Origin of the sequence: Bradyrhizobium sp. SPXBL-02 (genome assembly GCF_051853065.1) — a bacterium.
In the GTDB taxonomy this organism is placed as follows: Bacteria; Pseudomonadota; Alphaproteobacteria; order Rhizobiales; family Xanthobacteraceae; genus Bradyrhizobium.
Genome location: NZ_CP182474.1, coordinates 5,356,559 through 5,374,159, shown reverse-complemented (window position 1 = coordinate 5,374,159; position 17,601 = coordinate 5,356,559). Strand labels below are relative to the sequence as shown.

Below are 17,601 nucleotides of genomic sequence, written 5' to 3'. Positions count from 1 at the left end.
CGTCCGGCTGCGACGACGGTTCGGGGAAGCCGGTTTCGCTGCTGCTGATTTTTGAAGCGTTGTTTCAGGTTTTTCGAAGGTTTTCGATGCGCAGAATCTATCTCATTCCGGCCCTCGTCGGCCTACTCACCTCCGTTGCAGTCGGGCCGGTCGCGGCCCAGGGCGCCGTGCCGAAGCAGAAGGCGGCGCCGGCGCCCAAGGCCAGTGCTGCCGGGACGCCGGTTGCTGCCGGTGCGACATCTGCGGTTGCAGCCGAGACGCCAGTCGCCGACGACAAGATCAAGGCGATCGATGGCTTCCGCTCGGCCAAGTTCGGCATGAACGAGGCCGACGTGCGCGCGGCGATGACCAAGGATTTCAACGCCAAACCCGACGCCATCAGGTCACAGGACAACGCGTCCGAGCTGACGCACAGCATTCTGCTGTCCGTTCCGGAGCTGCTGCCGAACGGCGGCACCGCCGAGCTCTCCTACGTGCTCGGCTACAAGTCGAAGTCGCTGATCCAGGTCGGCGCGGTCTGGTCGAAGGGGACCGACACCGCGATGACGCCGGAGAAGCTCTTCTCGAACGCCAATATCCTGCGCGCCCATTTCATGGGCGAGGGCTTCAAGCCCGACTCCATCGCGGTCAACATGCCCGTCGCCGGCGGCATCGTGATGTTCCGCGGCAGCGACGCCAAGGATCGCTCGGTGATCCTGCTGCTCCAGGGCACGTTCGAGACCAAGGAGAGCAACCGCGTGCTGACGCCGACCAGCCTGCTGCTGTTCTACGTCGCCGACGCCAAGAGCCCCGACATCTTCAAGCTTCCGCCCGGCCAGTTCTGATGCCAGACGATCGCGACATTCTCCCACCAGGTCGTGGATCGGCGCCAATGCCGATGAAGAGGATCTGAAATGCGCGGGCTATCTGCGAGGCGAGACACTGACGAACGGGGCCTGCGCGGACTTGCGCAGTTCCGCTCGATGTCGCTGCTCTGCGCGATGCAGATGGTCTTCCTGCCGGTGTACAGCGTCCGCGTGCAGGCGCAGACCGCGAACGTCATCGTTCCCGACGGACGGACTGGAACCAGCCTTCAGACCTCCGGCAGCGTCACCAATGTCACGACGTCGACGGTCTCGGGCAACAATGCCTTCAACTCGTTCTCGCAGTTCAGCGTCGGGCAGGGCAACACCGTCAATCTGCAACTGCCGACCGGCACGCAGAACCTCGTCAACATCGTTCGCGACGCGCCAGTCTACATCAACGGCACGCTGAATTCCTACATGAACGGCGCGATCGGCGGTAACGTCTACTTCGCCGATCCCAAGGGGTTCGTGGTCGGCCGCAGCGGCGTGGTCAATGTCGGCAGCCTCAACGTCTCGACGCCGACGCGCGAGTTCACCGACAGCCTGATCGGTCCCGGAGGCGCGATCAACGGCACGGCCGTCGGCAATCTCATGGCGGGCTCGTTCCCGGTCTCGCCGGACGGCAACATCCGCATCTACGGCCGGATCAACGCTCAGGACGGCGTGCGCCTGACCGGGCAGAACGTCTATGTTGGCGGCGCCAGCCAGCGCGACATCGCCAATCTCGACCATGCCGCCAAGTTCGCGGCCTCGGTCAACTCCAAGGGCCTGCGCAGCGCCAGCGCCATTACGGTGAGCAACGGCTCGATCCATATCGGTGCCGTCAACAACGCCAGGGTCAACGGCCGGCTGACCGCGCGCAGCAAGACCACGACGCCGAGCAACATCACGGTGCAGGCCGGCAACAACATCGATATCGGCAGGAACGCCAGGCTGAATATCGCGAGCAAGTCCGGCGATGCCGGCGAGATCCGCCTGAAGGCGGCGCAGAACCTGACCGTGGCGGGCGGGGCCAGGTTCAACGCCAGCGCGAAGACCGGCAATGCGGGCCTAGTCGATTTCAGCGCGAACGGCATCATCGATGTCGGCCGCGGCATTTCCGTCAACCTTACCGCGCCGAACGGCAAGGCCGGCACGCTGCTGTTCGATCCGATCGATCTGGTGGTCGGCGACGCCAGCCAGGGCGACACCGGCGTGACGCTCTCGAACAGCTCGATCGCGAATGCGCTCGCCGGGCTCAGTGCCGGCGCCGACTACCTCATCCAGGCGGACAATTCGATCACGCTTGCCGCGCATGCGGTGATCGACGCCCGCCGGCTCGATGGATCCGGCCATTCGACCGGGAACGCCAACAACGTCATCATCGACGCGCCGAATATCGATATCAGGAATGGCGCGCAGATCCTGGCCCAGTCGGTCAATTTCGGCGGGACCACCTATACCGACGGCAATGTGACGCTGAGAGCAACGGCGAGCGATATCAAGCTGTCCGGCCAGGCCACCGCGGCGACGGCGATCATTGTCGACGGCAAGATCACCGGGGGCACCGTCTCGATCACCGCGACCTCGACCGCCGTATCGAGTTTCCTCGACGGTTCGCCAGTCGGGGCCCTGGCGCTCGTCGGTTCGACGCTTGCCGGCTCGCTGCTGGGCCTCAATGGCGGCTATGTCGCCGCCAGCGCCACCGCGACCATCAACATCAACAGCCATGCCGACATCAACGGCCGTGGCGATGTCACCATTTCCGCGCATGCATCGGAAACCGCCTCGGACCCGGCGATCGCGTCCACCTTGCTCGGCAGCCTCACGCCGGTCGCGGCCGGTGTGGTTGTGGGCAAGATCGACGGGGTCGCCACGACCAACATTGCCTCGGGCGCGACGGTCAATGCCGGCGGCAACCTCGAGATCAAGGCGCTCAACGACGCCACCATTGCCATCTCTGCTCTCGCGGCATCGACGAGCGCGCAGATCGTCCCGACCGTGGCCTATTCCAAGGGATCGGTGACGACGGTCGCGAACGTCGAGAGCGGCGCGCATATCGCAGCCGGCACCGTGAACACGAGCGGCAGCACGCTGAAGGTGCGCGCGATCAACAACAATTCCTTCTCGACCAGCGCAACGTCGGTTGCGGCACCCGGATTAGGGGCGAGCGGCGCCGTCGGCGGTGCGTTCGCCATCAGCGACATCACGACGTCAGTGACCGCGACGCTCGGCGCATCGCTCGGAACCGATACCGCTCACCGGATGAACGGTTCCGTACTGGTCGAGGCGACGTCCGACACGACCAGCAATTCCACGATGGCGTCGTCCATCGCGGGCCTGCCGGCGCTGATCGCGGCGATCGAGAGAGGACTGCGCGCCGTCACCGCGCCGACGTCGATCATCCGGGACCACATGTCCTCGCTGGTGCCGCTGAACTTCAATTTCAAGGCCGCAGGTGCGCTCTCGCTGGCCAACAGCACCCAGAGCGCGACCGCTGCGATCGCGCAGAATCCGAGCGGCGGCGCGCCGAGCATCTATGCCAGCGGCAACGTCGCCGTCGCCAGCAACGTCATCGATCGCGGCGTTCGCAGCAATGCGACGGCCAGCGCGATCACCAAGGACGTGGTGTCGGGCGAGAGCACGGCCATCAGCGCGGCAGTCGCCTGGGGCAATTTCACCCACAATTCGAACGCCTATGTCGGCAGCGGTACGCTGATCAACGCGGCGAACATCGCCGTCGATGCCACCACCGAACAGCCCATCACCAACACCTGGCTGAAATGGGACGGGTTAGGTGCGACTCTGAGCCACCTCAACGGCAGTCTCGGCGTCGGCGGCAACATTCTGACCAGCTACGCCAATGCGACGGCGGACGCCGGCGACACGATCGGCATCGCCGGTTCGCTGAACCATTTCGTCGTGAACAACAACACGACGGCGTGGGTCGCGGGTGGTGCGAGCCTCACGGCGACATGCACGAGCGCGACCTGCGGCAGCAACTGGGCGGCCGGGATGGACAATGGTGACGTCCACACCTACAACGCCAGCATCCAGGTGGCGGCAACCACGACCATGGCGTCGATCGACGCTGCCGGCAATGTCGGCACGCTCGGCTTCCTGACCGGCAACACCTCGGGCGGCTCCTCTGTCGGTGGTGCGCTCAATCTCGTCCAGTTCAACACCAACACCATTGCCGGCGTTTCGGACCGCGCGACGCTCCGCGCGGCGGACGACATCGCCGTCAACGCGATCACGTCTGACAAGTTCGTCGCCGTCGCGCCGTCGTCCGGCAAGGCCGCGGGCGCGCTGGCGCTGAACGGCATTACCTCGCTCGGCTTCCTGAACAACACGACGCATGCGTCGATCTCGAGCCAGGCCACCGTCTATGCTCCGACCGTGGGCATCCTGGCGCAGCAGGATCTGTCGGTGGTGACACTGTCCGGGGCGATGAGCCGGAATGGAGGCGGCGGCTCCGCAGTCGGATTGTCGGTGGCTTATCTCGGAGCCAATACCGACACCTCCGCCTATATCGGCGACAACCATTCCGACATTCGCCCAGGCGTGTTCAACTTCAACGATCCGTTCGCCGGCACGAGCGGCGGGAGCGGCGCGGTCAATGTCGACAATCTCACGATCAGCGCGACCACCTCGGGGCGCATCACCGCGGCTGCCGTCGCGGCATCGATCTCCGAGCCGGCCGCATCCAGCTTCTCCGACAAGGCGGGCGCCGCCGGGGCCGGCGCGACCGGAGGGGCCGCCGGCGTCACGACAGCCGCGAGCAAGATCGGCTCGACGTCGGGATCGAGCACCGACGGCTTCAGCATCGATCTCGCCGGAAGCTCCTCGGTGAGCGACGTCTCGCTCGGCACCAGCGCCTATATCAGGAACACGACGGTCAACAAGTACACCACGGCCACCGCTGTCACGACCAATACGATCGTCCAGGCGCTCAACGACACCATTCTCAGCAACGGTTCGGGCTCTGCGGCGCTCAACCTGGCCGGAGCGTCCGCTCAGGGCGCTGCGATCGGCGGCGCCATCGCGGCGGCGATGTCCAACAATACGACGCTCGCCTATATCTACGGCACCACCGTGAACAACCAGAGTTCGGTGACGGTGCAGGCGCTCAACGGCGGCTCGGAAACCGTCGTCGCGATCGGCGTTGCGGGATCGAAATCCAACGCGGCCTCGCTGTCGGCTTCCGTCGGCATCATCACCGACAGTGCCAACGCCTATATCGAGAGCTCGACGATCACGGGGCAGTCGTCCGGCGTCAACCGCGCGCTCGAGGTCGATGCTTACCAGACCACGAACGTCGCGATCGGCGGCGGCTCGCTCTATATATCGGGTGGCCAGGCCGGCGTGGGCATCGGGCTGACCTATGCTTCGATCGGCGATCCCACCGGCGGAAACGCGACCGACGCGCATATCCGCAGCAGCTCGATCTCGAACTACGACACCCTGCTGGTGATGGCCGACAGCGCCAGCGTGATTGCGGCCGGTGCGGCGTCGGGCGGGGCGGGGTCCAACGGGCTTGCGGGCGCGGTCGTGGTCAGCGAGATCACGCCGACCACGACGGCCTATATCAGCAGCGGCGCGACGGTGAACATCAACGTCGGCCGCGTGACGGTGCTGGCGGACAGCGGCGCCGTGTCGGCGTTGGATACGGCGCTCGGCAACCTCGTCAAGAAGTCGAACAACAATCTTCTCGCCTCGGATACCTGCACGGTCGCCGGCGGCACGGGCGGGCAGAACTGCATCGACTTCAGCGCGGCTGCGCTCAACGGCGGCACAGGCAACGGTCCGGGCGCCAGCATCGTCTCCGTCGCTGGCCTGATTCAGGCCGGCAAGAACAATGTCGGCGCCTCGATCGTCTACAATACCATCGCGACCACGCATTCGGCCTATATCGCCAACGTCCTGATGTCGGCGGGCAGCAACGGCAATGTCAGTGTGAGCGCGGTCGATTCCTCGAAGATCCAGGCGGTCACGATCGGCTTTGGTCTTGCGACCGGTCAGTTCGCGGGCGTCGGCGGCACCACGATCAGCAGCATCTCCAACACTGTTTCGGCGGCCATCGGCAACAGCCAGTCGAGCACGACGCAATCGAGCGTCACGGCCAGGAACGTGTCCGTCACCGCGACGGATAACTCCAGCATCACCGGAACCGCCGCGGTCGCGGGCGCCTCGACGCAAGGCAGCGCCGCGGGCCTGGCGCTCGTCAACAGCAGCATCGCCAACACTGTCAGCGCCGGCGTCACCGGCTCCAAGCTGACCGCCTCGGGCAACGTCGCGATCGGTGCGAACTCGAACGCCAGCATCTCGACGGTTGCCGTCGGCGTCGCGATGTCCTCGCAGGTGGGGTTGGCAGGCTCGGTCGCCACCAATCTGATGGGCACCAACGTCACCGCCAGCATCACCGCGGCCGGCACCAACGGCATCAACGGCGCCGACGTCACCGCTACCAACAATGTCGGCGTGATCGCCGGCAACAACGACAAGGCGGCCGTGTTCGCCGGCGCCTTGTCGATCAGCAAGGGTGCGGCTGGCATTGCCGGCTCGCTGGTGACCAACCAGATCACCGGGACCACGGCGGCCTATATCAGCGGGGTGAACACCAAGGTCGATGCGCTCGGAACCAGCTCGACCGACACGCTGGCGGTCAACAACGGCACGCTGGTCCATGCTTTCGATCTCGGCGCCGCCCATGCCCCGACGGACACGACACCTGATCTCTCGGAGAACCAGGACACCGCGCGCGGCCTTGCCGTCGTCGCGAGCTCGCACCAAGCCGTGGTGACCAACGTCGCCTCGCTTGCCGCGAGCAGCGGCATCGCCATCATGATCAACCCGATCACAAACGTGATGAGCGGGGCGACGAGAGCGTATATCGACAGCGCCGCCATCGACACGCGCCTGACCTCGTCGACATTGGCGCCGAAGATCGTGGTCGCCGCGTCGAGCTTCTCCTACTCCGGCGCGTTCGGCGCCGGCATCGTGCCGCCCACCGGCAATGGCGGTGGCGGCGCCACCGTCATCAGCACGACGATGTCGCGCAGCACCTTCGCCACCATCACCAATGCCACGGTCGGAGGAGTGCAGTCGTCGAGCCCGACCGTCGGTGCGGTCACGGTGAAAGCCAATGCCGAGCAGGATGCGTCCTCGATCGCGGTCGGGTTCAACACCGGCTCGGTTGGGTTGAACGTGTTCCAGGCAACGACGGAAGCCTATGTCGACGGCGGCGCGCTGACGGCGGCATCGCTGACGGTGAACGCCAACAACAACACCGGCATCTTCTCCGCGAACGGCTCGGGCGCCTATGGCAGCCAGGCCGCGATCGGCGCGGCCTTCCTGGTGCAGGTCTCCTCGAACCGGACCGAGGCCTATGTCGGCGACGAATTCGCCTATCATGGCGGCACGACACCGCACACGACCGCGCTCAACCTGAGCGGCGCGCTCGACGTCCAGGCCAAGACCAAGAACCGCTTCGAGGCCTATGCGATCGGCGGCGCGCTCTCGACGGGAACGGCCGCGATCGCTGGCATGGCGAATATCGAGATCGCCAACAACACCACCATCGCCGGCGTCTACGACACCACGCTGCAATCGGTGACCGGCGGTGCGGCCGGTGCGGTCACCATCAACGCCAACGAGGACGTGGCGATCAAGGAGATCGCCGGCGCGCTCGCGGTCGGCGCCAGCGGGGCAGGGGTCGGCGTCGGAGCCGCGGCCAACGTCATCGTCTTCAAGAGCCAGACCATCGCGGAAAGCCGCAACAGCAATCTGAATTCGTCCGGCGCGATCAACGTCAATGCGCTCAGCACCAAGGAAGTGCTGTCCTACGCCGTGACGGCCGGCATCGGCGGCAGCGTCGGCATCGGTGCGACCGTCGGTGTCATCATCATCGGCACCAATACCGCCGACCCCGATACGCAGGGGCAGCAGACCGGCCAGCTCAACCAGAATGGCAACGGCACGATCGCCGCGGTGAACGCGAGGACGAACACCGCGCAGGGCAGCAACGCCGTCGCGAGCGGGACGGCCGGCAATCCCAACAGCGCCAACGTGACGTCGACCTACAACGTCAGCAGCGTGCTCACCGGCGGCAATGACGGCGTCACCGCGCAGATCGCCGGCGGCAACGTCACGGGCACGCAGATCAATGTGGGCGCCACCAGCGCCAATGCGGCCAAGATGTACCTGCTCGGCGCCGGCTTTGCGAAAAACGTCGGCATCGGTGCCGGCATCGGCTACACCAGCGTCAACAGCAGCGTGCTCGCCAATCTGAGCGCGATCGTGTCCGCGCCGTCCGTGACGGTTGCAGCGGTCGTCAGGGATGCCAACACCGGACCTTATGCCGGCAAGACCATCGACACCGAGGCGATCGCGGGCGGCGCGGCGCTTTACTTCGGCGCCCAGGCGGCGGTGGCGTTCGGCAACGTCGCCAACACCGTGACGGCCCAGCTCGGCGGCCAGGTCACCGGCACGGGCGGCACCGGCGTCGCCGTCATGGCGCAGGACTCCACGACCCAGGTCGTCTTCACGGGCGGCGTCACTGCCGGAGCCGCGGCGGTCGGCGCCTCGGTGGCGACGGCCGGACGGTCGAGCTCGGTCGCGGCGAAGGTCCTGGACAACGCCACGGTCAATGCCTCGACGCTGGCGGTGGGCGCGGCTGGAGCCGGCACGTTGTCGACGACCGCAACGGCGCTCGGCGCCGGCATCCTCGCCGGCGTCGGCGCGGACGCTGAGGCGCACGAAAATTCGAGCGTGACCGCCGAGATCGGCACTGGTTCCTCGATCACCACGTCCGCGACGGGTGTCGGCACCCTGGTGACGGCATCGATCACGCCCAATCTGTCGAGCGAGGCAATCGGCGTCTCGGTGGGTGGCGGTGCGGTCGGCGTCGCGATCGCCCAGTCGACGGTCGGAGCCACCGTAACGGCCGATGTCGGCGACAACACCGTCTTCTCGGGCGGCGCGCTGGGCGTGACCGCGATGGCGCTCGTCCCAATCATCGGTACGCAGACCAACACCGACGGAACCACGACGACGATCTATGGCACGACGACCTACGCCAAGGCGCTCGCCGGTGGCGGCGGCTCGCTGATTGGCGCGCAGGGCAGCTTGGCGAGGGCGTCGGAAAACGCGACGGTCAGCGCCTATGGCGGAGTCGGGATCCGGCTTCCCAATGCCGACGTGGTCATCGCCGCCGAGAACGACAGCGCCCAATATGCGGAAGCGACCGGCCTTTCGACCGGGTTCCTGGCGCTGGGTGCGACCGTCGCGCAGACGTCCTCGAACGCGCACACCTACGCCTATCTCGGCGCGCCCGCGGACATGGATACCCTGAACCATGCCAACTACACCGGCATCCTTCAGATCACCGCCACGGGCAAGGATACCAACGTCTCCAACGCGACGGTCGGTGCGGGCGGCACCTACGCCGGCGCCGCGGCGGTCGCCACGACCAGCTCGACCGCGGTCACCAATGCGCGGTTCGACGGCGGTACGACCGACGACACGCTCTATTTCGGCGGCCTCAGCGTCAAGGCCACGCACACCACCAACTATGCGGCCAACGGCGACGCCTACCAGGCGTCCACGGCCGGCGTCTCCGCCGGCAAGGCGCAGAATGACGTCACCTCGACCACCACCGCCGAGATCGGAACGCATCTGATCATCAACACGGATGGCGGCGATATCGTCGTCATCTCCAACGACATCGTGAACCAGGCCGGCGGCGGCGCGCGTTCGGGCTCCGGCGGCTCGTTCTCGGGGGCGGCTGCGCTGAGCGATTCCCATGTCACCCAGACCGTCACCACCAATATCGGCGCCGGGACGATCCTGAGCCTCAACGGTGACCCGCGCACGTCGACGGGCGTGATCGACATCGAGGCCTACAACACGCTGAACACCAGGGACACGGCGAGCCTCGCCACGGCCAGCTTCTTCGCCGGCGGCGGCGCCGTGTCCAACATGACGGCGAACGCCACGCTCGCCGTCAACATCCATGCCCGGGAGCTGTTCAGCGTCGGCAAGATCTTCATCGGCACGGCTGCGAAGATGGCCGCGTCCAACAACGCCAACGCCAGTCTCTACGGCGCGATCGCCGGCGTCGGTGCCAGCACCAACACCTGGGTCCACGCCGACCAGGACGTCACCGTCGACGGCGGTACGACGATCCAGGCCTGGCGCGACATCAACATCTTCGCCGGCATGTCGGGCGACACCATCACCTTCAGCAGCATCCAGGCGACGGCGACGACGGTCGTCTACAACAACACCGCCATTCCGATCTCGACCCTCTACCGCGGCACGGCCAATGCGGGCGGCGACAGCAGCCTGACGCTGGCCGACGGCTCGCGCGTGCTCGGCGTGCGCGACATCTATCTGGGCGCGACGCAGGGGCAGGTCACCGCGTCCGGCAACGGCAGCAACTACAATCCGTACCTCGACATCTTCAGCGCCAAGAACAGCGACAACCACAGCCACACCAGCGGAACCGGCGACGTCGCGCTCAACGGCCTTGTGGTGGCGGGCATCAACAGCGACGTGCTCATCACGATCGATCTCGGTGCAAGCGCGCCGACCCTGAGCACGACGAGCCCGTACTCGTCGCTGTCATCCACGCTTGAATACGTCGCCGACGTCGATCATTTCAGCCCGGTAAAGAGCTGGAACCACCAGACGGTCCAGTACACGATCGTCGGCGGCTTCAATCCCTACCAGAACATCGTCAACCAGCTCGGCACGCTGACCGGCCTGACCGATACGCAAATCCGGACCGCGCTGGCGGCGTCGACGTCCACACATCCCGCCACAATGACGCCGTCCGGGGCCGATCCGACCGGCGACATCCAGCGTCAGATCAACGCGTTGATCCAGCAGGCGCCATATACCTCCGATGCCGGCGGCAACGCCTTTGCCTTCGGCGACATGCTGGCGTCAGCAGGCAATGTCTCGATCCTGGCGCAGAAGCTGACCGGAAACAGCCTCGCCGGTCATTCGGCGCCAGCGGTCATCGCGCGAGGCTCGCCCATGATCAAGGTCGAGAACCGCGGCCTCGATTTCATGGACTTTGCGAACCTCACGGTTACCACTGTGACCGGCGGCAACATCACCTACCGACAGATCGACCATGTCGACCCGGATTCGCACTCCAACGTGACCTTCACCGCCACGCCGAGCGCAACGCCGATCATCGACATCTCAGCGACCTACAACCGGGTCGATCCCAGCACCGGGCTTGGCGTCGACGACAACGGCAACCAGTTGACCCGCAAGCCCGACATCTACTTCGATGGCATCGTCAGCAACGAGAACGGTCTGCTCAAGATTACCAGCCAACTCGGCAGCGTCGTGGCGTCGCAGTCGCTCAATGCCGCGACCATCCAGATGGTGGCGCCAAACGGCTCGTTCATCTTCCTCGGCGGCATCGGCAGCTTCTACAATTCCAACCACGACGTCACCGCGCAATGGGCCGGCGTCCAGTACAAGCCGGCGAGCAACGACACGCTGACGGCCGTGATGGCAGCGGCGACCTTCCTCGGGGCCTATGGCGATTACGCCTACAGCCCGCATATCGGCGCGGGCGGCAATCACCCGTATTTCTACTACTGCTGCGTCGACGGCAACACGGGCGTTCAGCAAACGGCCGCCAACAGCACGGTCTTCACCGCGCGCATGCTGATGACCTATTACGACGGCCTGTCGCTCTATTCGGCGATTTTCCTGCCGACGGGTAACGGCACGCCCAACGGAGGCGGCGGCAGCGTGGGCAGCACCGCCACGCTCGCGGCGATGGAAGGGCCGACGGTCCAACCGATCGTCACCGCGCCGTGGGAGCGCAACACCTATGCCGGCCAGGGCGTCTTCAGCAACACAACCCGCGACGTGACTATTACTAACCCCGACGGTTCGACCTCGACCCGCACCTACACGTATTACTCACCGTTCAATTGTGATGGTTGCGGAACCTATTTCCAGGTCGTCAATATCCAGAATGATGTGATCACGCCGAGGACCGCGAACACCAACGCCATCACGAACTGGGCCTCAACCACGCCCTCGGGATACCAGAATCCCGCGAACGCGCCCTTCATCCTCGGACAGGCGATCATCATCTCGGCGGGTGTCATCAACGTCAACGGCCTGATCCAGAGCGGCACGAGCAGCAATTACTCGATCGACATCGGCAGCGGCGCGTTGTCCGCCATCAACGACCTCAAGGGCAACAGCGCGGCCTTCGCCCAGGCGCAGGCCAACGCGCGGAACGGCAGCTATTACGACATCACGGCCGCCGCCGCGCCGCTGGTGAGCAGCGATATCAAAATCGGAGTGCGGTACAACGCGCTGACCGACCAGATCCTCGTCAATGGCGTGGTGCAGGGCTCGGGCGGCTACGTTTATCTGAACGGCAAGATCATCTCGACCTCGACCGACGGCACGCCTCAGGGCACGATCGCAGTCAAGGGCGGTGCCGGCTCGATCACGGTCAACAATACGACCGGGCTCCAGCTCGTCACCAACACCATCAACACGGGCGTCAGCGCGCCCAGCGTGATCCAGATCGTCGATCAGCTCCAGCAGCAGACGACCTGGTACGTCTACAATCCCTCCGCTGCGGGCAGTCAGCAGGTGTCGATGTACCGGACGGCCGGCGTCAACGCGAGCGCGTACACCGGCTCGATGCTGGCCGGCATGAGCGGCACAGCGGGCATCCAGTACACCGTGAAGCCCAACATGTACTACCAGTGGGTCGACACGGCGACGCTCGATCGTCCGGTGACCAGCACGCAGTTCGACTATGGCTGGCACTACACGCCGAATCCGGCGACCGGAGAGAATTGGACGCGCACCATCAACCTGGTCGAGAACGTGATGCAGGCCACGGGCGGGGGCGGCAACACCGGCCAATTGCAGACTGCGAACTTCCAGGAAGTGGTCACGGCGACCGGCAGCTATCATAACGCTGGCTACAACACCGGGGCTGGCAAGTGCTGTGGCGCGGACGCTCATTTCGACTGGTTTCAGCAGATCTACGATCACCTGACGTTGACGCTGACCAACACGGTCAAGGCGTCGAACCCGATCAACATCCAGTTCAGCGGCGGCGGTGCGAGCACGGTCAATGTCAGCTCGAACTCCGGCATCGTCATCAACGGGCCGATCAACAATCTTTCGGGGTCGACGACGGTGATCGCCACCGGCGCCAATTCGGCCATCACGTCCGGGGCGAATGCGAACAACCCGATGATCTCGGGCAAGAACGTGACGCTGCGGGCCGATGGCGGCATTGGTTCGATCGGCGCAAACGGTGTTCCCGTCCAGGTGCAGGTCTACGGCGGCAACCTGACCGCCACGTCGATCGATCGCGACATCGCGATCGCGGCGGTCGGCTCGCTCTCGATCAACCAGGTCGCCGTCAATTCGGGCGTCTCCGGCCGCGCGCCGCAGGGCAGCGTCTTCATCTCCGCGACCGGCGACATCAACTCGGCGGCCGCTTACAACGTCGCCACCCCGGTCGTGATCGGCAAGAATGTCGAGATCAACTCCAGTGCCGGCGCGATCGGCGCGACCAGCGCCGTCGTCAACGGCGCGTCCACGCTGACCAACATCAATCCCCTGGTGATCCAGGCGACGGGCACCACGCAGACCGACGGCACCGTCGATGGCGGTGTTCTCGACAGCGCTTCGGCCACCGGCACCTACATCGTCCAGTCCAAGGGCGATCTGCGCCTCGGCACGGTGCAGTCGACCGGCGGCCCGGTCTTCCTCGAAGCCGCCGGCTCCGACGGCAACCAGGCCAGCATCCTCAACGGCCGGGCGGCGGTCGGTCTCACCCCGGCGCAGAGCCAGCATCTGCAGGGCGTCTGGGCCAGCCTTGACCTGCTCAGCGGCAACGCCGCCACCAACGCCGTCAACAGCTACCAGTCCATGGTGACCTCGGCCTACAACGACTACTTCCAGCTCAAGAACATCGCATTCCCGAACGGCAGCACCTACGCTCCGACCTCGGTGGGGCAGACGGTGCTGCGGGCGCAGGTGGCGGCCAAGCTCGGCATCGATCCCGCCAGCGTCACGGCGACGCAGATGAAGACCGAGGCCACGACGCGGTTCCTGCGGGATCAGTTCCTGCTCGGCCAGATCACCACCGACCAGCTCAAGAGCTCGCTGACGACCTTGCTCGGCAGCGCGCCCACGGATCCACTGGGGACGCTGTTCGGCAGCTCGCTGTCGTCGACCCTGTGCACCAAGCTGTTCGAGGGCGTCTCGACGGCCAATCAGCGCCTTCCCAGCAACGCGGCGCTGCAGACCGCGCTCAATGCCTACAATGCGAGCTACAGTTACACGCTCGCGTCGACCGAACGGGTCTACGGCATCATCACCGCGGGCTCGCAGTGGACGCAGAGCCAACTCGCTTACACCGTGTCGTCGTCGGCCGTCGGCGCGGCTCCGCCGCCGATCGACGACAATGTCATCGCGAACGTCAGCGCCAACCAGATCATGCTCTATGCGCCGCGCGGTTCGGTCGGCAATTCGGCCGCGCCCCAGACCTTCACCTTCACCAGCGTGGATTCCTCGTCGCTGACGCCGGAGCAGAGGGGCTTGCTCGCGACGGCCGGTCCCGGCCAGCTCACCGTCGGCGCGGTCACGAATCCCACGACCCACGTCACGACCTATACGGTCAGCCTGTCGCAGCAGAACCTCGTCGTGGTCGACAACCCGATCGCGATCTCGGCCAAGGCGCTGACCAACATCTATCTCGGCAGCAAGAACAGCCTCGCGCTCGGCGGCGTCACCGCAAACTACGGCCCGATCACGGCCGCGCAGGCCAACGGCATCGAGGTGACCGGCCGCGGCGACGTCAAGCTCGACGCCGTGAACAGCATTTCCGCCAATGCGGGCGGGGCCGTGATCTCGGGCGATATCGCCAACCTGACCCTGATCGCCGAGCGCGGCAATGTCGGCGCGCCCGGGGCCGCCGGAAGCAATCCCGCGGCCAACGCCAACGCGCTCCAGATCGCGTTTGCCGACCCTGGCAACGACCAGCTCGACCAGGTCTCGTCGGCACAGGGCATCTATGTGAGACAGACCACCGGCGATCTCATCCTCGGCAACATCGCTGCCGGCAATGCGATCCAGCTCGCCGCGACCGGCAGCATCTACGCCGAGGCGGGCTTCACGGACCGCTCTGCGATCCACATCCTTGGCACCGACCTCGATCTGCGCGCCGGCGGCAGCATTGGCTTCAATGGGTCAACCTTCCAGCCGCTGCAGATGAACATCTCCGGCGCGGTGACCGGCTCGGCGATCGGCGATCTCAGCATCCTCGCCGTGACCGGCGATCTCGCGGTCGGCACGAGCGGCCCCTATGGGGCGCTGACGGCCGGCGGTGCGCTGACGCTGAACGTAGCGCGCGGTGCACTCATGCTCAACACCAGCATCACCAGCGGCGGCCTGATGCAGCTGCTCGCCAACCGCGGCATGACCTTTGCGGCCGGCACCAGCGCGGCGCCGGTGGTTGCGACCAGCAGCTCCGATGGTGTCACGCTCGTCGCGGCGACGCTGTCGATGGGCGCCTATTCGGCCATCCATGCGGCCGGACTGATCTCGGTGACCACCACGGGTGATGCGACGATCGGCCAGCTGAACTCGTCGCTGTCCTACGCGGCAGCATCGAACGCGCCCTCGATCATCGTCACCGCCGGCGGCGTCGCCTCGCTCGGCGCGATCGTCGACAATGGCGACGGCCGGACCAAGTTCGTCGCCTCCGGCGCGGGCGCCGAGGTGTCGCTGAGCGCATCGAACGGCATCGGCAACGCGACCAGCCGGTTCATTCTCAGTGCCGCGCGGCTGTCGGCGAGCACGAGCGCCGGCGACATCTACGTCAAGGTTCTCACCGACACCGAGGCGAGCCTGTTGTCGGCAGTGAAGGGCAGCGTGGACATCATCGGCACCGGTGGCCTGACGCTCGATCAGGTGCTGGCGGGCACGGCAACCGGTGCGAGCGGCAGGTTCAGCGCGGTCGCGAACAACGGCAGCATCGTCATCGGCACCGCCTATAGCAGCGGCTCGCAGACGATCCACGCGACCCAGAATGTGACGTTCAAATCGCTCGCGGCAACCGGCAATAGCGGCGATGCCGGCAACATCAACGTCGCTGCCGACAGCGGCTTCATCCTGGCGCAGACGGTGATCTCGGGCGGCTCGACCACGCTGGGCTCGGTTTCGGCCCATGGCTCGGCGACGCTGCTGGCCGCCACGACCATCACCGGCAACACGCTCGCCGCCTCGACCGGCTCGGGGCTGCTGACGGCCAACGGCGGCCCGATCGATTGGAACGCTCTCAGTGTCGGAACGACGCTGGCTGCGACGGCGAGCCAGGGCAGCATCATCTTCCAGACCGCGCAGAGCGGCGGCACGCAGACCACTCATGCCCGCGACAATGTCACCTTCAACGCACTGACGGCGACCGGCATCGCCGGCGACGTCGGCAACATCAACGTCACCGCCGACAACGGCTTCATCCTCGCGCAGACGGTGATCTCGGGCGGCGTGCCGACACAGGGTTCGGTTTCGGCCCATGGCTCGGCGCGGCTGATCGCGGCGGGCACCAATACCGGCCATAACCTCACGGCCTCGACCGGCAATGCAGTCCTCAGCGGCACGGTCGTTCACTGGGACAATCTCAATGTCGGCGGCACGCTCGACGTCACCGCGACGGCCGGAGCGATCACCGTCGGCACCGCTGTCAGCGGCGGCACGCAGACCCTGCACGCCGTGAACGACATCGTCTTCAACCAGCTCACCACGACCGGCATCCCGGGCGATTTCGGCGACATCGACCTGCGCTCCGATACGGGTGCGATCCGCGGCGGATCGATCTCCGCCAACGGCGACACGCATTTCGTCTCGGCGGGCCCGGTCTCGCTCGACAGGATCAGCGGCAGGACCATCAAGATGACCTCGCCGGGTGACCTGACCATCGGCTGGGTCAGCGTCGTGAAGGAGCTCGACCTCGCGGCGGATACGATCAACGTCAAGGGCGAGCAGATCCGCTCGACGCCGGCAATCCCGCTGGTCATGAACATCACCGGCTATAACGGCGGCGTCGCGAAGTCCGCCGACGTCTCGATCGACCCCGACCACATCATCATCAACCAGTTCAGGGTGGTGGATGCGACCTTCTGGACCGATGCGCCGGCTGTCTCGATCCTGAACGGCTATGTGCCGGGCCAGCTCATGCTCACCACGGCCACCCAGCAGATACTCCTGAACAACCGCACGCCGGCGCCGTCCAATTGGCCGACGCTCCAGCTCTACCAGCCGGGCGGCGTGTTCACGATGAGCCAGGTCGGCAATGCCAATGTCAGCAATGCCTATGTGGTGTTCTATACCGGCGACGTCTCGGCGACGGTGACCAATTACGGGCCGAGTCACGCCTGCTGCAACGTCTTCACCGGCGCCAGCATGGTGCGCAACATCTCGGTCGACGGCGAGGGCAACCAGAACATCGAGACCTGGCTCGCCAAGAAGGACGGGGGCACATTCTACCTGCTCGGCCTCTCCGGCCAGGCGCGGCTCGACGCGCTGCTGACGCCCCGGCCGGTCGAGGCGGTCGGGTCCGGCCCCGCCGTCAACATCGAAGGGCTCAGCGACATGCGCAAGCTGCGCCAGAAGGGACAGCGCGCGGGACGTCCGGGCTGGAAGGATGCGGCGATCGAAACAGCGAAGCCGGCAATCGGTCGCCTGGCGGAGGCATGGTGACGGG

2 protein-coding genes are annotated in these 17,601 nt (G+C 66.0%); both read left to right on the top strand.

Annotation, left to right across the window (positions count from 1 at the left end; genetic code table 11):
• The first annotated feature begins 86 nt into the window (after positions 1-86).
• Complete coding sequence (locus ACNJYD_RS25170; protein WP_172784363.1) at positions 87-824, top strand: hypothetical protein; 738 nt, start codon at positions 87-89, stop codon at positions 822-824.
• A gap of 69 nt (positions 825-893) precedes the next feature.
• Positions 894-17,597 carry a leukotoxin LktA family filamentous adhesin gene (locus tag ACNJYD_RS25165; protein ID WP_439363664.1) on the top strand — a complete coding sequence of 5,568 codons (16,704 nt, stop codon included), beginning with the start codon at positions 894-896 and terminating at the stop codon, positions 17,595-17,597.
• Positions 17,598-17,601: the final 4 nt, after the last annotated feature.

Bases quoted from the DNA above. Each gene is read 5' to 3' on its own strand.
- ACNJYD_RS25165 (WP_439363664.1), top strand. From the start codon at position 894: ATGCGCGGGCTATCTGCGAGGCGAGACACTGACGAACGGGGCCTGCGC.
- ACNJYD_RS25170 (WP_172784363.1), top strand. From the start codon at position 87: ATGCGCAGAATCTATCTCATTCCGGCCCTCGTCGGCCTACTCACCTCC.